18 protein-coding genes are annotated in these 18,264 nt (G+C 54.1%); 12 read left to right on the forward strand and 6 right to left on the reverse strand.

Annotation, left to right across the window (positions count from 1 at the left end; translation table 11 throughout):
* Positions 1–256, reverse strand: a 256-nt coding sequence (locus tag ACR0BZ_RS12640; RefSeq protein ID WP_159090135.1) for a transposase, incomplete at its 3' end; no start/stop codon positions are given.
* Positions 257–313: 57 nt separating this feature from the next.
* Here ACR0BZ_RS12640 and ACR0BZ_RS12645 point away from each other — a divergent pair.
* Complete coding sequence (locus ACR0BZ_RS12645; RefSeq protein ID WP_480920366.1) at positions 314–1,651, forward strand: hypothetical protein; 1,338 nt, start codon at positions 314–316, stop codon at positions 1,649–1,651.
* A 393-nt stretch (positions 1,652–2,044) separates the two neighbouring features.
* On the opposite strand, the gene ACR0BZ_RS12650 is transcribed toward ACR0BZ_RS12645, so the two are convergent.
* Together ACR0BZ_RS12650 and ACR0BZ_RS12655 are read right to left on the reverse strand one after the other, a co-directional pair.
* Positions 2,045–2,290 carry a hypothetical protein gene (locus ACR0BZ_RS12650; protein WP_480920367.1) on the reverse strand — a complete coding sequence of 82 codons (246 nt, stop codon included), beginning with the start codon at positions 2,288–2,290 and terminating at the stop codon, positions 2,045–2,047.
* 56 nt (positions 2,291–2,346) lie between these two features.
* Positions 2,347–2,676 (reverse strand): hypothetical protein, encoded by a 330-nt coding sequence (locus tag ACR0BZ_RS12655; RefSeq protein WP_480920368.1) that lies wholly within the window; start codon positions 2,674–2,676, stop codon positions 2,347–2,349.
* 185 nt (positions 2,677–2,861) lie between these two features.
* Here ACR0BZ_RS12655 and ACR0BZ_RS12660 point away from each other — a divergent pair, with 185 nt between their 5' ends.
* A complete protein-coding gene (locus ACR0BZ_RS12660) occupies positions 2,862–3,089 on the forward strand; it encodes a hypothetical protein (protein ID WP_480920369.1) in 228 nt (75 codons plus the stop codon).
* A gap of 71 nt (positions 3,090–3,160) precedes the next feature.
* Here the strand turns inward: ACR0BZ_RS12660 and ACR0BZ_RS12665 are convergent, their stop codons facing one another.
* Complete coding sequence (locus ACR0BZ_RS12665; RefSeq protein WP_480920370.1) at positions 3,161–3,658, reverse strand: hypothetical protein; 498 nt, start codon at positions 3,656–3,658, stop codon at positions 3,161–3,163.
* A 1,030-nt stretch (positions 3,659–4,688) separates the two neighbouring features.
* Here ACR0BZ_RS12665 and ACR0BZ_RS12670 point away from each other — a divergent pair.
* From ACR0BZ_RS12670 to ACR0BZ_RS12695, 6 genes are all read left to right on the forward strand, one after another.
* Positions 4,689–7,649, forward strand: a complete 2,961-nt coding sequence (locus tag ACR0BZ_RS12670) for a phage tail tape measure C-terminal domain-containing protein (protein WP_480920371.1) — start codon at positions 4,689–4,691, stop codon at positions 7,647–7,649.
* Between the two features lie 13 nt (positions 7,650–7,662).
* Positions 7,663–7,821: a hypothetical protein gene (locus tag ACR0BZ_RS12675; RefSeq protein WP_480920372.1), complete on the forward strand. Its 159-nt coding sequence runs from the start codon at positions 7,663–7,665 to the stop codon at positions 7,819–7,821.
* Positions 7,822–8,192: 371 nt separating this feature from the next.
* Complete coding sequence (locus ACR0BZ_RS12680; protein WP_480920373.1) at positions 8,193–10,052, forward strand: glycosyltransferase family 2 protein; 1,860 nt, start codon at positions 8,193–8,195, stop codon at positions 10,050–10,052.
* Positions 10,053–10,146: 94 nt separating this feature from the next.
* On the forward strand, positions 10,147–10,818 hold the full coding sequence (locus ACR0BZ_RS12685; RefSeq protein WP_480920374.1) for a class I SAM-dependent methyltransferase: 672 nt from the start codon (positions 10,147–10,149) through the stop codon (positions 10,816–10,818).
* Between the two features lie 55 nt (positions 10,819–10,873).
* Positions 10,874–11,893 (forward strand): glycosyltransferase family 2 protein, encoded by a 1,020-nt coding sequence (locus tag ACR0BZ_RS12690; protein WP_480920375.1) that lies wholly within the window; start codon positions 10,874–10,876, stop codon positions 11,891–11,893.
* Positions 11,894–11,919: 26 nt separating this feature from the next.
* On the forward strand, positions 11,920–13,827 hold the full coding sequence (locus ACR0BZ_RS12695; protein ID WP_480920376.1) for an ATP-grasp fold amidoligase family protein: 1,908 nt from the start codon (positions 11,920–11,922) through the stop codon (positions 13,825–13,827).
* Positions 13,828–13,832: 5 nt separating this feature from the next.
* Here ACR0BZ_RS12695 and ACR0BZ_RS12700 read toward each other — a convergent pair whose 3' ends face one another.
* On the reverse strand, positions 13,833–14,135 hold the full coding sequence (locus tag ACR0BZ_RS12700) for a DUF6476 family protein (RefSeq protein WP_480565221.1): 303 nt from the start codon (positions 14,133–14,135) through the stop codon (positions 13,833–13,835).
* Here ACR0BZ_RS12700 and ACR0BZ_RS12705 point away from each other — a divergent pair.
* The 4 genes from ACR0BZ_RS12705 to ACR0BZ_RS12720 all read left to right on the forward strand — a co-directional run bounded on the left by ACR0BZ_RS12705 (position 14,134) and on the right by ACR0BZ_RS12720 (position 17,787).
* The gene (locus tag ACR0BZ_RS12705) at positions 14,134–15,168 is read left to right on the forward strand and encodes an RluA family pseudouridine synthase (protein WP_480920377.1); all 1,035 of its coding nucleotides are present in this window, start codon (positions 14,134–14,136) and stop codon (positions 15,166–15,168) included. The two genes, ACR0BZ_RS12700 and ACR0BZ_RS12705, sit on opposite strands and share 2 nt — an antisense overlap.
* A gap of 145 nt (positions 15,169–15,313) precedes the next feature.
* On the forward strand, positions 15,314–16,210 hold the full coding sequence (gene rpoH, locus ACR0BZ_RS12710) for an RNA polymerase sigma factor RpoH (protein ID WP_267366971.1): 897 nt from the start codon (positions 15,314–15,316) through the stop codon (positions 16,208–16,210).
* Positions 16,211–16,483: 273 nt separating this feature from the next.
* Positions 16,484–17,458: a Gfo/Idh/MocA family protein gene (locus ACR0BZ_RS12715; RefSeq protein WP_480920378.1), complete on the forward strand. Its 975-nt coding sequence runs from the start codon at positions 16,484–16,486 to the stop codon at positions 17,456–17,458.
* A gap of 59 nt (positions 17,459–17,517) precedes the next feature.
* Positions 17,518–17,787: a DksA/TraR family C4-type zinc finger protein gene (locus ACR0BZ_RS12720; RefSeq protein ID WP_480481378.1), complete on the forward strand. Its 270-nt coding sequence runs from the start codon at positions 17,518–17,520 to the stop codon at positions 17,785–17,787.
* 33 nt (positions 17,788–17,820) lie between these two features.
* Here ACR0BZ_RS12720 and ACR0BZ_RS12725 read toward each other — a convergent pair whose 3' ends face one another.
* A complete protein-coding gene (locus tag ACR0BZ_RS12725) occupies positions 17,821–18,144 on the reverse strand; it encodes a hypothetical protein (RefSeq protein ID WP_480920379.1) in 324 nt (107 codons plus the stop codon).
* Positions 18,145–18,264: the final 120 nt, after the last annotated feature.

Raw genomic sequence — 18,264 nt, forward strand, 5'->3', positions numbered from 1 at the left:
CCGTCAGGATCAGCTTGTCCAACGTCAGATCGGATACCGCACGTCGCAGTCGCTCATTCTCTTTCTGAAGCCGTTTCAGTTCTTTCAACTGATCTACGCCCATTCCGCCGTACTTCTTGCGCCAGCGGTAATAGGTTTGTTCAACAACGCCGATCTGCCTGATCGCATCAAGACGGGACATGCCTTGCCCCATCAGAACTTCAACCTGCCGTAACTTCGAGACAATCTCTTCGGGCTTCGGTCGCTTGTTTGCCATTCGTGGTCCTCCGTTTCCTAAACATAGCGGTGGACCAGTTCAGTTGGGGAGGCTCAGTTGCCGTTGCAGGGTGTGGTGAACACACCATTCTTTGCGGCAGATGGCACTCTTGTGACGGAGAACGGGTATCACGCTGCGTCTGAGGTCTATCTGGATAGCGATTTGGTTCTGGACCGCGTGAGCGGTGAACCGACCGTGGAAGAGGCACAGGAAGCTGCCCGCTTTATTGTGGAAGAATGCCTAGCAGATTTCCCGCTGGGCGGTTTGACACGTCAGGAAATCATGGATCAGGCCTTCACGCCGTCAGGCGTCCCAGCCGTCGCCAATACCTTGGCCCTCATCCTGTTGCACTTTGCGCGCAATATGATTTCCGGCAACACGCCAGGACACATAGTCAACAAACCAGCACCGGGCACAGGGGCAGGCTATCTGGTGGACGTCTGCACGACGATCCGCAGCGGCGCGTCAGCGCCCGCACTCGCTATGCCCAAGAACAAAGATGAATTGTCGAAGACGCTCGTCGCTGTATTGATGGACGGTGAACCGGCAATCTTTTTTGACAATATCAATCACGAGATGGACTCGGGCGAGTTGGCATCAGCGATGACCGCCCCACCAGAAAGGGGATACATGGCACGTGTTCTTGGCAGGAGCCAAACGGTTTCGGTGCGTATTCGGTCTTCATGGATTTTTGCGGCAAACACATTGACCATGAGTCCCGAACTTCTGCGTCGCTGCATTCTCATTGATCTAGACCGCAAGACCACGGACCCCGGCAAATGGACGCCTAAGGACGGATGGCGGCACGATGATGTGAGGGCGTGGACGCGAGACAATAGGGCAAAGCTTGTCCATGCCTGCCTGACAATCATACAGCGGTGGGTGTGTGGCGGCATGAAGAAGAGCAACGACACGCTTGCCAGTTTCGAAAACTGGGCGGGTGTCATGGGTGGCATTCTTGAGTCCTGCGGTATCGGCGGACTCATGGGCAATCAGTCCGAATTGGCGGAGCTTTCCGATGGGCGGGACGATGAAGTGACGACTGTCATTCAGGCCATTGCGGATGTCATGCACAATGTAGACGGCGCTCGCCTATATGTCGGAACGAAGTCTGACAAGGAAGTGGCGCGGGGTAGGTTCGGATTGTTCGACATCCTGCACGACATGCCGGACACGCCCCGGCTGGATAAGTGGGGTTATCGGGATGTATTTGTCGGTGATGACGTGGACGTTCAGTATTACAACACCCGTAGCGCCGGGGCGAGGTTCAAGGCGGCGGCTAAGAGGACGTACCGCGTTCGCCTGAATGACATGGATTACGATGCTCGGTTTGAATGTGAAACCGACACGTCAACCAATTCGAACTGTTATGCCCTGTTGTTGGATGCCCGCTAACGCGGGCACAAAAATGTAAGCTATATCTGCAAAACTCGAATACGCGCGAAAATGCACGGCATATCTGTGGTTTCACCGGGAGTTCCGAAAACTCCCGGCAAACTCCCGGAAGTGTGCCCGCATTAATGTGTAAGTAAAAACAATCACTTAAATAAGTTCGCCGGGAGTCCGGGAGTCCGGGAGTTGTTTTCGCTCTTTTCTATATATTTTATTATTTCTGCGAATGAGGGCGCAGATGGGCCTCAAATAATTAATTAGTTTTCCCCCTTTAAAGATTGGAAAAAACTCCCGGACTCCCGGAAATATCAGGTAAGTATCAGTAATATAATGAGAAAATATGGCCGGGAGTTTGTTTTCAACTCCCGGCAACTCCCGGAACTCCCGGCGCGGCAGTCAGTCCCCGCCGTGCCTGTTGGCAAGTTCGTTCCTTTCACGCTCATCAGCACAAGCTTTGATAACAGGGGCTATGACACGGTCGTACAGAACACGTTGTTTCGGCGACAGGCTGTCATCGCCTAGATCAATGACCCGGCGCGCTACACCGATAGCGGCACGGTCTTCTTCTTCGTCCAAAAGGTTGCCGTCAATCGCCTCTTGTAGAAGCTCGCACAGCACTTCGTCATAGTTGGTATTTGCCATGGTATACTCGTTCAGAGATGGAAGGTGGACGATAACCCGCGTTAGCGTGCCGATACCTAGGACAGCTCGACGTGCCCCTTTATTCCGTTGCTGAGCTTGTAATTCACCCGAGAAAAGAACTCGCCCTGCGGCACGACGGTTCCTACGGCGGATTTTACCCAGCCCCGGCAGTCCATATTGAAGTTCTGGGCGACCAGTTTACCCTCCGGAAACTTGACGCGACCGGCGCAGGTCCACGCATTTCCCTGCACGGTGATGCGGATGATTCCATATCCCGGATTCTGTTTGTCTGGTAGAACGTATGCAAAGGCCCGTGGGTTTATGAATGCGTTTGCGGGTGCAGCGATAAATGCGGCTAACACTAAGATCGAAAATAGTTTTTTCATAAATTTTCCCCTTCTACAAATAAGGAAGTGCAAGGCATGTATGGCGCTAATGCGCAACCAATGAGGCAACATTTTGATTAAAAGTTCGCCCCATTGGTGAACCGTATGTTGTGCCCGCTAGGGGGGCGGTTTACCCCCGAGCGGCACTGACTAACGAGAACAAAAAATTCAAGGAAGGCAAATCAATGAAACTATCCGGTGGACTAATTTATACAGAGTCCGGCGAGCGCGAGATGAGAGATTTTCTAAAGTCTCAAGGGCTTACTGACGAGCAGGTCGTCGCCGTTCAAGCATTTTCTCGCAGCAAAATCAGTAATGCTGTTAATCTCTGGAGTCCCGTTACTGCTATTGCAGGCGCTGCCTGCGGTATTTGGTTGGCGACAACCTTTGGCAGCAACTGTGTGCTGTTCTAGCCCGGATCGGATTACAACTTGAGACAAGTTCGGGGGCATTAGCTCCCGAACTCAGAAACGGCATACGTGGCCTATGTCGCCTCGGTGTTCTCCTTACTGGCAAGGTTCTTTTCCCGGTTTTGGTGAACGTCGTAGCTGACTATGCGCCATGATTTGTGCGCCATTCCGCGATGGCGAAGCACTTCCCAGTTGGCAACCCCGATATAGTCTAATCTGCAAAGAACTAGTTGACCGACTGGTCCGCTGTCCCGAGCTATCATAAAGGTACCGTTTGCAGTGTGGAATATTGAACCTAGATCATTGGCGGTGTCTTCGCCATTTGACAAACGACCACTCGTTGAAAGTGTCCAATCAGTTCCATAGCTAAGGACGTCCATTCCGTGCTGAAGATCATTCAGAAGGTACTTACTTTCCTCGTCATCACTGTCCACGTTCAGTACGCTTCTGCGATCATCTTCTTCGAGAATGCAAATTCCAACATGGGTTTGCTTTTTCAAGACGTATTGAAAGATTTCACCATGTACGCAATCGGAAAAATTCTTAACTTCTGTTTTCGGGAATAGCTGCACAGTTTGCCTCTTTTGCATTGGTCTAAATGGAGCCAAAATGGTCCAGTGACTCACTTACACAACAAGTCATGCCCAGTGCCAGTAGGTTTTAGGTCCATGATCAAATTTTTCTTTCAAATATACATCTTAACTGCAACTACTCCCAACAGCCGCCGCTGACGCGGCGCACACCAACTTCCTCGTTTAGTATATGCAATGTATATACATATGTGAAATCAGCATGACTAACAACCTCCCCGCTAACGCGGGGACGGGGATATCTAGAAAATAAGGATAATTGTCCAATATCAACGAGTTATGCAGTAGACCGTTGGGTAATAAAATTACGCGGAATTCTCAAAAGTCTGGAAAGAATCACATCCCTTATTGGAGTGAAGATAAGGTATTGAAAATAAACGATTAAAAGTAATTCCGAGAGCAATTTGCCAAAAATCGAATTTAACATAATGGTCATTATGAAGCGTTTGTGCCGCGCATCCGGCGGATCAGCGTAGCATGTGCAGGGGCAAAACACGACATTGAAGCCATTTTGTCGTTGTCCATCGTCGCCGCGTTAGTGGCGAGTTTGCAGAAAAGTGTTTAAAAACAAAGCATTAAGGGGACCCAGTAGGGGGTATCTGGGTACCCCAAGTGGGCGCGCAGGTACTGTCTGCGGCTGGTTGTACAACCTTAATACAACCACCTGCAACTTTCGACGAAATAGCGCAACTTTCCCTGTCTTTTGTACAACTCGACGGAGGGACCCAGCCGAAAGAGGCTACCCCCTGTTTCGATTCAATTCGGGCTTCAGTTAGATTCCAAAATTTGACCAAAAAGGTTGCATTCGACAGCAACTTTTCAGTTGAGAACCGTTCCGCCAGATCGCTTCGGATAACCCGCCGTCTGTGGTAAAATCGGGTTATCCAAAGTCAGAGCGCGCGGTTTTTCTTCCTTTGGCCGCGCGCAACTTAGGCGAGGGTCAGGGCGTCATGTCTGCCCCTGTCCCCTGACCCTCGCCACCTCCTTTCCGAGCAGACAAGAAAGAACCAGAATGGCTGAGAACCATACCCTACGTCTCGACATAGACGCCTCTTCCGCAAAACGCGGCGGTCGCGAATTCACCGCTGCTGTCAATGCGGTAAAGCAGGCTGTTCGCGATCTTGAGCGGGACAGCGCAGGCGCATTTGCCAAATTGAGCAAAGTCAATCCTCAGGTTGACGTGAAACCGCTAACGCGGGCACGTGCCGAAACCGAAAAGCTAGGCAACGCGACAGACCGCGCAACCGAACGTATTCGCACCCTAGCTATCCAGTCCAGCAATGCCTTGCGGGTTTCGACCGATCAGGCATCCCGACTCCGAGACCGCTTGTTGAGCGTCGGCGATACCGCTGGCCTTGCCCAGCTTGAGCGGGGCCTCGTTTCACTCAAAGCGTCCTTGACCAATGCCACGACCGGACTCGACGTCAGGGAAGCACGCGCCGGATACGCGTCGCTTGCCAGCGAGTTGAACCGAACAGCACGGGAAGCGGAACGTCTGCGCGCCGAAACCATCGCGTCAGCGAACGCTCAAGAGACAGCCGCTAACGCGGCTGCACGCCGTGCTGCCAGCCTTGAATCTCTCCGGGCTAAGCACGACAGCCTGTTCGCCACTTCTCGCGCATACGAGCATTCACTAGCCGAAGTACAGCAACTAGAAGACGCCGGTGTGCTGAGTGCGCAACGGGCGGCTCAGGCGCGTGAACAAGCCGCCGCAAGCCTCATGGCGGCAAGCAACGCGGCAGACGTGTATTCCGGAAAGGCCCGCGTCAGCGGGCATGAAACGGCTTATATGGCGGCGCAGTTCAACGATATCGGCGTCATGTTGGCGCATCAATCACCACTCGTGCTGGCCCTCCAACAAGGTACTCAGATATCGCAAATGCTCAATCAGTTGGGCGACAGAGCGTCTATCCTTGCGACCCTGCGTTCTGGCTTCATGAGCATGATTAACCCGGTTTCCTTGGCGACGATTGGCATCATTGCGGGCGGTGCCGCGCTGACGCAGTGGGCAATGAGCGCATTGGACGCCGGGGAAGAAACCAAATCGTTTGAAGACCGGCTAACCGATCTTTCAACGGCTGTTTCCACCTATCGTGGATACGCCGACGCTGCATCGCAAACTACCAGTGAGCTAAGCGCTAAGTTCGGGGTATTCGGTTCTCAGGCGGGTACAGCCAGCGCCGCCTTGGCTACTATCGGTCGACTCGACGCGATCAGGGCGGCGGACTCGGCTGTTGACGATCTGACTAAGCGTTTCGGCGGGCTGTCCCGCACAACCCTGACCTATGCCGACGCCGTGGTACCTCAGATCGAAGCTACGTTCCTGAACCTCAAGGACTCGTTGGCGCTGACCGACGTGCAGGCCGCTACCGTGGTCAAGTCTCTCGAAGGCTTGGCGACTGCTGACACCATGCAGGAGAAGGTCGCAGCGGCGAATTCGCTGAACGAAGCGTTCGTTAGTGTGTTTGGATCAGTGGAAAAGATTCTTGATGAACTTCTGAACGTCCAGAGAGAGGCGCTTCTAGTCGCTCTTCAAGTGGCAGAAATCGGCACCCAGACCGACAAGGCTGCTGAGAAAATTTCCCGTATGCACGAGGGCTATGCGCGGTCCCGGATCGAATCCGAGAAGGCTATTGCGTCCGCGCAGGAATTGCTGACTGGCCTGCGTCAGCAGGCGGAATTGAATAAGCTCATTGCCACCCACGGACGCGACTCTGTTGAGGTGGCTGAAGCCCGTATCCGGGCTGAACGCGCCGCGTTTGAAGAAACGACCCGTGCCCTTGATGTATCGGAGTCGATGAAGTCCGAGCTTATGAAAGCGTGGGAAGCCGCCAATGGAGTGGCATCGTCCAACATGACCGGGACGATTTCAAGCGCGTCGCAGGCCGCTGCTACCCTTGCGCGAAATCTGGGAATTGCTGTCGAGGCAGCCGCCTCACTGAATAACGCTCGGGCCTCCAAGGAATACGGCGGCAGAGGTCAGGACCCGCGCTTGTTTGGAGACGGCGGGCGGCTGTCTAGCTCTTCGTATCAGGCTGATCTCAACTACGAGTCAGTGAACGACCAGATTAAGCAGTTGACCAAGTCCAGCAGTGGTGGCGGAAGAAGCGCAGCACTGTCCGAAGAGCAGAAGGCCGTTGAAAACCTGAACAAGAGTCTCAAAGATCGTCTGACCAGCTTGCAGGCCGAAAAGCTGGAACTCGAACTCGTGGCATCCGGGCAGTTTCAGACCGTCGAAGCCGCTCGACTGATGGCTGAGGCTCAGGCCTCCATGGGCTCTTCGGTGGACAAGACCACTGAGGCGCTCATTCGCCAGATTGACGCAGCGCAAAAGTCAGCAAACGAAATGCGGAACGCCGCCAACAGCGGCGCTGCTGGCTGGATGAACGCAGTACCTAGCTACAAGGAAGCTGCGGACAAGATTCAAACCGATGTATTGGACAGCCTCAGCAGTGAAATCGCGAGTTTCGCAAAGACAGGCGAATTCAATTTTGAGCGCCTTGCTGACTCGATACTGTCCACGATGATTCAGCTTGCTGCCAAGCTAGCCGTGAAAGAGTTGTTTGGCGGGCTTCTCGGGGGCGGTGAAGGCGGCGGAGGAGGAATTCTAGGTAGCCTCCTCGGAGCCGCAGTCGGATCGTTGGCCGAAGGCGGCTACAGCACCGACGCGCCTGCGCAGACGGTCGCACCCATCTCAGCATTTCGGCACGCGCCTCATTTTGCCGAAGGCGGATTGACCAGCGGGATTCCGGCAGCTCTGCACCCGAACGAGGCGGTGATTCCGCTCAGCAAAGGGCGAAAGATTCCAGTTGATCTGGGCGGCACGAACGGTGCGGCAGGCGGTACAGTCATCAACCAGCCGCAGACATTCAACATCACAACGCCTGATGCTGACAGCTTCCGCAAATCACAGAAACAGATTCAGAACGACGCATTCCGCGCAGGGCAGCGAGCTGCAGCGTCAAATAGCTAAATGGAGGCAATGAATGGCATACGAAATGAAGAGTCCGGGGCATCCGACCGGCATGCATTACCCAAAGGTTCTCAAGCGGCGTCAGGAACTCGGGTTGGATGAAAAAGGTTTCCCGATCCCGCGTGATGATCAAGATGCAGACGAAGAAAACGACGACTCCGATGCCCGCTAACGCGGGCAACGATTCGACGTGCCACTTTGCACAAAACTAGGTCTGACTTTGCACAATTCTAAAAATCTGCGTTCCGGAAATACATGTAAATCATTGTAAAATAATGTAAATATTTTTGTGCGGTGGAATAAACCGACAATCGAGTCTTCCCGAGCGCACCAAATCTTTTCGCATCCTGTGAAGCGCGATCAGCTTTCGCGAAGCTGACTTTGCCGTTCTAGTCTGTTCTCTTGCATTGCAAATCCGTGGCCCGTAACTAAGCCAGGTGTCGGGAAGCGCGCCATACCTCTGCAATGATGCGATTTTTCCCTTCGTCCTGAATTTGCGGGCCGTAATTGCGGGTAGGTGCGATGAGACTTGTCATATCAACGATGAAAGACGAGGGGCCGTTCATCCTTGAATGGATCGCCTATTACCTTTCGATCGGGTTCACACATTTCATCGTTAACTCGAATGACTGTTCTGACGGCACCGACGCGATCCTGAAAAGATGCGAGGAGCTGGGTTTTCTGGCGCATATCGATAACCCCGGTCCCTGGAAGCATGGGCCGCAGGCGTCGGCCTATGCGAACGCTATGGAACATCCCTGGTACGCTGAAGCCGAGTGGATTCTGGTTTGTGATGTGGATGAGTTCTTAGACATCCGTGTTGGGGACGGCACGTTGGACGATCTGTTTCGTGCTTTTCCTTATGCCCATGGGTTTGTCGCCCTTTGGCAGTTGTTCGGACATAATGGTATCGTTGATTTCGAAGATCGCTTTGTGACCGAACAATTCACGCGAGCTGCCGAGCTTGGCGTCGTAACCCCGCATAACTTGCGAGCGTTTAAATCACTTTACAATAACAACGGTTCCTATCGAATGATCGACACGCACCGACCGCGCTGGCCTGTAAAGGGGAAAGCCGATCGTTTTGTCTGGCTGGATGGGGATGGTGATCCCTTGCCTCCAGCCGTGCGACGGCATGGATGGGCGCATTGGACAACCGGCGCCGCTTTTGGGCGACAGTTTTTCAGGATGAACCACTACGCGGTCAGGTCTATCGAGAGCTATCTGATGAAGCGTTTGCGTGGAGATGTGAGGACGACAAAGTTTCACCCGAAAATGGAAGGGACGGGGCAGGCGTATTGGCACATGCACTGCTTCAACGTGGTTGAGGAAACCTCGATTCTGTCCAAGATTGAACGCCTTTCCCAGACGTATGTAGGATTGTGTGCAGATCCTGTTTTGCTAGATTTGCACGAAAAAGCAGTAACTTATCATAAAACACGCATTGCGGATATCCGAGAAACTGAGGCTGCTCAGAAGTTCATAAAACGCTATAGGAACTTTGGTGGGGGGCGGTATGTAAAGGCGCTGGATCTAGGCGTGATGGAAGAGGCCGATCTGTCTTTTGATGCATCTACATACGAAGACCCCGAAGTTACGTTCGCGCAGGTCGCGAAATGGACGCGCCTTGGTAAAATGTCCAAGGCGACAAACTCAAAACCTAATAGCTTTCCTTGGTTCGTGCGGCTCGATTCTTTGGGAACATCCATGGATCACGAGACAGCAGCAGCGCAGCACGCGAGTATCACCGATGCAAAGCAGGTTGAATTGCCGTTTGACCCCAAAGATCCTGCTTTCCTGCCCGCGGTGTCTCCGGAAATTGAAAGAACAAAAGTCCAGCGCCAAAGTTTTCTGAGCTCGATCAGTGGCAAGAAGAACTGGGTTTTGATCGGGCATGTTGAAACCGAAATCGTTGAAGAAATACTCGCATTGGATGCAGTCGCGCAATTGACGATCATAGGGCCGTGGGGGCTGTCCTGGGACAGCTTTACCTGTGAGGATGCGACGCAAGATCCTAAACTTCAGGCCCTGGATCGCACGTTCTATGCATTGCTGGAGTACTTCCGAGAACCGATCATCGCGGGGCGTCTGAGGGTCTACCGGGCGCTGCCGCCTTTGATGCTGAAGCTGTTTGAAGATCAAAGCGTTGGCGTTGTGATCATACGCGGGGTTCGGGCCGAGCGTGTCATGTTGCAGCTGTTGAACCGGATCGACAGGGTTCTGGCTCCGGGCGGAAGTATCGCCTTTACATCCTACAGGCGGGGCAAAGGGTCTTATTCCGGCATGTCTTCGGCGATTAACCGTTTTCTCGCGAGCAAAGCGAGTGACTATCGGATTACAAGCCTCGAGCCTCCGTGGCTTGGTATCGACAAGTTGCCACCACTTTCCAAAAACGACACATAGCTTCTGGTTCTTGAAGCAACGACATGTTAGCCATTGCCCAATAAACAAAACGGGTTTCGCGAGAAATCAATACCCGTCTGCAAGTGAGGTCGAGATGTCAAACGAACCCAGAGTGATCGGTGCTGTTCCCGGCAGCCAGAATAAACCGAACGCAGACAAGGCAACCAAACGCAAGAATACAAAAGACGCGATCCGACGTACGTTCCTGACGCGCCTTCCCAAGGGTGGGGTGGCTGTTGAGATCGGTGTCTGGCAGGGCGAGTTTTCTCCGACAATCCTGAAATTGCTTGAACCCAGTCAGTTGTTTCTGATCGACCCTTGGAAACATATTGGCGAGGAATCGCATACAACGGCGTTTGTCGGCAGGACCGAAGACGAAAAGATGGAAGCCATCTTCCAGAAGGTCGTCACGTCCTTCGAAAAAGAGATCGAGGAGGGCAAGGTTGGCATTATTCGCGATTTCTCGGTGCCAGCATTAAAGCTTTTTGACGATGAGAGCATTTCATTTGCCTATGTCGATGGGGATCATTCTTACGAAGGTGTTACTGCTGACCTGGAGGCGTTGTTTCCCAAGATCAAATCGGGTGGGATCATGGCGTTTGATGATTACCACCGCCGGGGGTGGTGGGGCGACGGAGTGATCCGGGCTGTCAACGAGTTTCTGGGCAAACACCCTCGTGAATTGCGTATCCGGGCAATTGCCGGTGCGCAGATCGCCATAGAAAAAATCACTCCACAAGATGACAGCAAGAAACAGGACGACTAAGCGTCTGGGGTGAATGGCAGTGACGAACAAGCCTGAAAAAATCCTCATCTCTGCGATGAAAAATGAGGGCCCGTATATTCTGGAATGGGTGGCTCATCATAAGGTGCTGGGCTTCGACAGGATCATTGTTTACACTAACGATTGCACGGACGGTACGAACGGAATTTTACGCCGCCTTGAGGCCCTGGGGCATGTTGAATTTCACAGGAACCGCGTGGGCACGGGCGGTATTCACAGATCTGCGCTGCGACAGGCCCGCCGTCTACCCGTCGTGAAAGAGGCCAAATGGGTCTATGTCTGCGATGCAGACGAGTTTCTGAATATTCACGTCGGAAACCACAAGGTGGACGACCTGATCGAGGCGACACCCGGCGTGGACGTCATTTCGATTCCCTGGAAGATATTCTCGAACAGCGGTCGCCATGTGTTGCGCGACGCGCCTGTGTCGCATCGGTTTTTCGATGGTGAGTTGGATTATGAGCAGGGCGGGGCGGGGCGCCGGTTTGTCAAATCTCTGTTCCGGCAGGATGACATTTATCTCCGCTATGGTTTGCATAACCCGCATCCCAGGTCAGAATTTCAGGCGGGTGTGTTCCGGTCGGTTTCCGGCGGGCACGCAAAAGAACCCGCGCCCTTTGGGAACCATGTTGCACCGCCTTTTGGATTTGAGATTGCCCAGATCAACCACTACGCGGTTCGGTCGACGCAGGCCTATCTGGTCAAGCGCAGCCGAGGGCGGGCCAACCACTCTTCCCAGACGCTGGGAACGGAATACTGGGACCGCTGGAACCGGGGTGGCGCGAAGGATGAGACGATCCTCAGGTACAAGGACGAAGTTGACGCGCTGATAGCAGAGTTTCAGTCCGACGGACGGCTTGCACGGCTGCACCGAAAAGCATTCCTGTGGCACAAGGCGTTGATCGAAGACCTTCTCAAACAGCCAGAGTACAATGCGCTTTACCAGACGCTTCTTAATAAGCCGGCTGTTGAATTTGTTGCAAAAGACCGCGGATTGCACGCGCGCCTTTCGGCGGACACTCAACCGTCCTCTAACGAAAATCTGCCCGAGTCCTGAAAGACTTGCCTTCGGAGAAACAGCATATGGCTGCGGAAAGCACTCTTCCTACAATCGGAATGCTCTGGTTGGAAGGTCCTCTCAGTTTTCTGGAACAGATGTGCCTTTTGTCCTTTGTTGCGAACGGACACAGGGTCGTGCTGTTCCACTATGGCGAGGTCGAAAACGTACCCGAAGGTATCGAACTGGTTTCGGCGAACGAGATTCACGAACCGCAGCAGTTCATCATGAACAACCAGTTCAAAACACCGGTCCCGCAGTCTGACATTTTCAGGCTGCAACTGATGCAAAAAACCGATTTCCTCTGGTGCGACACGGATGTCGTTGCTTTGAAGCCTATCCCGAAAGCGGATCACGTGTTTGGTTTTTTCAATCGCAGCACAATCTGCAACGCGATCATGCGGTTGCCATCCGATAGCCCTGCTTTGAAAGCATATACGGAATACAGCCTTGATCCATTCCCGATCCGTCCGTGGGTAGAAGGTGAGGAACGCGAAAAGCTGGAAAGCCTGAAAAAGGCTGGTGAGTTGCCTCATGCCTCGGATCAGGCGCACAGTGTTTATGGACCCGAGGTCATGACATGGTTTTTACAGCATCATGGCGAGATAGAGCATGCCAGCCCACCTCCGGTCTTTTACCCTTTGCCGTTTCGGCAAACGGGTCAGGCAAACGACATTCATGCACGGGAATTTCGCGATAAGTACCTCAAGGATGAAACGCTGGCCGTCCATCTATGGGGGCGGCGGATGCGTTGGTGGATTGCAAAAGGTGTAAAACGTTATTCATTCCTGGACCGCAGGCTGCGCAGCTTGGGGATCCGACCCACCGACGCACCACTGCCACGCGGCGGCAGAAGGGCGCCGAAACCTGTTAGTTTCCCAGATGCGCTTCCTGAATTACCGACGACGAAAGAAGAGATCAGTGCAGCGTCTGGCGGATTAATGTCCATTGCGTTGTTATCCGGGCGGGAAGAGTACCTCAAATTCGCGCAACTCGAGTTGGACAGAATTCAAGATCGTGGTCTTTACGGAGTGCAGGATCAGTCGCGCGACGGCTTTCTGCGAGGGTGGGATCACTTTGCCAACAACCCGGCGCGTCTGAATGCGCTGATGCTATCAATCTTTGGGTTTTCTGAAACGCACCGCTGTTTGCCAGACTTGACGGCGCCGAAGACGTTTACAGAAAAACTCCTGGTCATGAAGATGTTTGGCGAGATGCCTGAAGTGTCGATGGCAGACAGTTTCACAGCGCAGAATTACATCCCAGAACCAGCCAGGAACCTTGTTACACCGGTGAAGCGCTATTGGGTTTCATCGTCGCCTGAGTTGCCGGAAGACCTTGATCTCGAGCCCGGCAGCTATTGGCTCAAATGCAATAACGGGCAGGGGCAAAACCACAGGATCACCTGGCCAATGAATGCAGAAGACCGAAACCTGGCCCAGGAAAAGCTTGCCAACTGGAGCAATGGATCCATTCCCCACGGGTTTTGGACGGCAGAATGGTGGTATTCCACGATCGACACGCGCTATTTCCTCGAGGAAGATTTGGCGGTTGAAGGTCAGGACATCATCGACTGGAAATTCTGGGTTGTCGCCGGAAAGGTCCAGATTGTTCAGGTCGACCGGGACCGCTCTCGGGGGCATGTGCAGATGATCCACGACCGGGATTTCAACTTTATCCCGAAAGAGCTGTACTTCCAGACAAGCGATGACACCGAGCCCAAGCCAGAGGTCTTTGACGATATGGTCGCAATAGCCGAAGCGGTTGGGCAACGTGTCGAGTTTGCGCGGGTGGACCTTTATGTAATTGGCGACAAGATATATCTTGGCGAAATTACGCTCTGCCCGTTTGGCGGAAAACGCAAGATGCGTACGCCTGAACTGGATGTGCAGTTGGGTGAGGCCTGGGTCGGCACCCGTCTGTTCCCGAACTGATCAGGTTACTCGACGGCGATTTCCTGACGCAGCTTTCCTGTTGTCTTGTCAAAGATCAGGACGCGGTTGTCGTCGGTCACGACCGCATACCAGTTGGACCCGATGGTCAGGGCCTGTGCCCGGGCACCGTCGGGCAGGTTGATTTGATCTGGCAAGGCGGGTGTGCGGTCCGATAGGCGGATGACAATCAGGGCGAATGTCACTAGAACCCCGCCAATCATCACCGCGGTCAGCAGCATGACCATCCGCCGCAGCAATCGCAGCTGCGGGGTTTCCTGCGGTTCTTGGGGTTCGGAAGGGACAGTCATGGGCACCCGCCAGATTGAGTTTCAGATCGCGGCTGATCCGCCGCTTCGCCTTGATAAGGCGCTTTCCCGCGATGTGCCAGACGGTGAAAACCTGTCGCGCACGCGGTTGGCGCGCCTGATCGAGGACGGCGCGGTTTGGATTGACGGAACCCGGACGCAGGACCCAAAGGCCAAGGTGTCCGAAGGGGCTCAGGTCGCCATAACTGTAGCCGAAGCGGAAGACAGCCATATCGGTGCTGAAGACATCCCGCTTGAGGTTGTTTTCGAAGACGCAGACGTGATCGTCGTCAACAAGCCAGCAGGCATGGTGGTGCATCCCGCGCCGGGCTCGCCCGGGGGTACGCTGGTCAACGCCTTGTTACACCATTGCGGTGACGCTTTGTCAGGTGTTGGGGGGGTGAAACGCCCAGGTATCGTTCACCGGATCGATAAGGAAACCAGCGGTCTTCTGGTGGTCGCCAAATCAGACGCCGCACATCACGGGCTGGCCGAGCAATTCGCAGCACATAGTGTCGAACGCTATTACCGCGCTGTGTGTTACGGGGTTCCGGATGCAAGTGATCCCCGTTTGCGCGGCGTCAAAGGTGTCAGCTTTGAACTGGGAAACATCATGCGTGTGACCACCCAGCTTGCGCGGCACAAGACCGACCGTCAAAGGCAGGCGGTGTTGTTTCATGGCGGGCGCCACGCGGTGACACGCGCGCGGGTTGTTGAAACATTTGGCACGCCTGCTGGCCTAGCTTTGATCGAATGCTGGCTCGAGACCGGGCGAACGCACCAGATCCGCGTTCATATGGCCCATGCCGGGCATGGGCTTGTCGGGGATCCGGTCTATGGTGGAAAGCGGAAACTGGCGACCAAGGCGTTTGCGCCTGCCGCCGCCGAATGCGTGTCCGGCTTTCCCCGGCAGGCGCTTCACGCTGCCGTGTTGGGGTTCGAGCACCCGGTGACGGGCGAAAACCTGCGGTTTGAAGCCGAACTGCCGCAAGACATGGAGAACCTGATTGCCGCGCTTCGCGCACCGCTGACATAATAAGCAAAGTCCTGTGAGTAAGAGTTTCTTATCTTTCCTTCATGAAAGATTAATTTCAGACTGTTAGCAGCACCTCTTGAACAGGATGGGTTCTTTACCCATATCCCATGTTAAAGACTTAAACATTTGTCGGAGGGACATCATAATGGCAAATTACGCAAATCTCCCCGCGCCGACGCCCGAGGGCGGCCTGAACCGCTATATGCAGGAGATTCGCAAGTTTCCCCTGCTTGAGCCGGAAGAAGAATACATGCTGGCCAAGCGCTGGGTTGAAGAGCAGGACACAGAAGCCGCGCATAAGATGGTGACATCGCACCTGCGGCTGGCGGCCAAGATTGCCATGGGATATCGCGGCTACGGTCTGCCGCAAGCCGAAGTGATTTCCGAAGCCAATGTGGGCCTGATGCAGGCGGTCAAACGTTTTGACCCTGAAAAGGGTTTCCGTCTGGCCACCTATGCCATGTGGTGGATTCGCGCCTCGATTCAGGAATATATTCTGCGGTCATGGTCGCTGGTGAAACTGGGCACAACCTCGGCGCAGAAAAAGCTGTTCTTCAACCTGCGCAAAGCCAAGGCGCGCATCGGCGCACTGGAAGAGGGCGACTTGCGCCCCGAAAACGTCGCGCAAATTGCCAATGATCTTGGCGTGACCGAAGAGGAAGTCATCAGCATGAACCGCCGTATGTCCGGCGGGGACGCTTCTCTGAACGCCACGGTCGGGTCCGAAGGCGAAGGCACGATGCAATGGCAGGACTGGCTTGAGGATGAAGACGCCGACCAGGCCGGAGATTATGAGGCGCGCGATGAACTGGAAGCGCGTCGCGAGTTGCTTGCTGCGGCGCTGGACGTGTTGAACGACCGTGAAAAGGACATCCTGACCCAGCGCCGGTTGCTGGATCAACCGGTTACGCTGGAGGACCTCAGCGCCCAATACAATGTCAGCCGCGAGCGGATCCGTCAGATCGAAGTTCGCGCGTTCGAGAAGCTGCAAAAGAAAATGCGGGATCTGGCACGTGAAAAAGGGATGCTGGGTGTCAGCTGACCACAATACCAGCCTGCAATAGCTGCGGGCTGGTTTTTACACTTGTGCGAAGAAACCGCCTCTTCGCGCACATGCCCGGCGCGTCCTGACAGATCATTTCCTGCTGAACGCGTATGACCGCTATCCAGACTGTGAAGCCAAAAGAATGGCCGCAGGGCCAAAGCTATGGTACTGCAATGACGCGTTTCATTTCGATGACGGTGTAACAGGTCGATCCTGCGGACCTCGGAGGGGCACGAACCCTTTGGGGTTCGAACATCTATGGAGAGCGTTATGCAAAAACCGGTTCAGTTTGGCGTGTTAGGTGCCGCGAAATTCGCGCGTGAATACATGGCACCGGCGATACATGCCGCCAACGGGGCGCGACTGGCTGCACTGGCGACGTCAGACGCGGCAAAGGCTGAACCGTTTTCGTCTTTCTGTCCCGATCTGAACGTGTTCAAAAGCTATGATGCGCTGTTGGCGGACCCTGGTATTGATGCGGTCTACATACCACTGCCCAACCATCTTCATGTGGAATGGAGCCTGAAAGCGCTGGATGCCGGCAAGCATGTGCTGTGCGAAAAGCCGATGACAATGAAGGTGGACGAGTTTGACGCATTGATCCAAAAGCGCGACGAAAGCGGCTTGCTTGCCGCCGAGGCGTATATGATCGTGCATCACCCCCAGTGGCAACTGGCACGTAAACTGATTGCGGATGGTGCAATCGGCAATCTGGTGCACGTAACCGGAGCGTTCAGTTTCGACAATCGGGCAGATACCCAGAATATTCGAAACCGCGCTGAAACGGGCGGCGGCGGATTGCGAGACATCGGTGTTTACGTAATTGGCGGAGCCCGGTTTGCAACGGGGCAGGAACCGGTGGCGATACAGTCAGCCATCCGTTGGCAGGATGATATCGACATCTTCACAGAAATTCGCGCGCAGTTCCCCGGTTTTACCTACTCAAGCTACGTGTCCATTCGGATGCATCCCCATCAGGAAATGGTGTTTCACGGGGACAATGGCCTGATCCGCCTGACAACACCGTTTAATGCGCGAGTGTTTGGTGAAGCCCGGGTCGAGTTGCATCGTCCGGGGCTTGAGGTGCTGGTCACCCGGTTCCCCGGCGCAGACCATTACAAGCTTCAGGTCGAGGCCTTTTGCCGCTCGGTCAGGGAAGGGGCAGAATATCCCTGTCCGCTGGAATTCTCTCGGGGGACGCAAGAGGTGATTGACCGCGTGTTCGAGGGCGCAGTTTCGCTGTAACTTGCCCTTTGCGCGCAGGCTCGGCTATCCTTTTGCTTACGTTTAGCAGGAGATGACCCATGGCAGGAGGCTGGGCGCGCGACGGCGCAGTGAGCGAACAGATCGAAGCGTCGATTTCGGATGAGTTGGCGCGGATGCAGGCGCAAAAGCGCCCTGTTGGTGAAAGCCTGACCCATTGCGCCGAATGCGAAGAGCCGATCCCTGAGAAACGCCGCGTTGCTTTGCCGGGCGTGAAGCTGTGCCTTGATTGCCAGCAGGAACGGGATGGTGCGTTCAAGGCACGTGGCGGCGTCAATCGGCGGGGGTCGAAGGACAGCCAGTTGAAGTGATCTCAGGTGCGGCTGCTTTGAGCCCAAAGTTACCTATTGATTTTGGGAAGATTCCCAGTCTTCAGCGTATCTGGCCAGGACAGCATGCTTGTCCAATTCGTCGAGTGAAAGGGTTTCCGAGAAGTGCATCGTAACGATAATCGCATTCGACATAACACAATGCTGAAAGGAGTATTTCTGTGAACCTGCCAGCCTTTGATTTTCATAGAGAAGTTCGCAAACAAAGAAAAAATCAGACGTAACATCCGATAGTGCAACGAGCTTTTCCCTGAAGTTATCGCAACTGTTCAAAAAACTGGAATTCAGCAAAATTTGGAATACCGCTTTAGTTTCTGCGTAAACCGTTTTAATATCCATTGCTTCCAACCTTGCAGATACAGGTTCAAAAAACACATCTCACCAGGAAAGACGAGCAATCTTTTGTAAGTTGGTTTGACAGGCAGCTTTGTCCGCTTAGCGGGCATTCAGGAGCCCCTT

It is taken from the genome of Ruegeria sp. P8 (assembly GCF_056534665.1).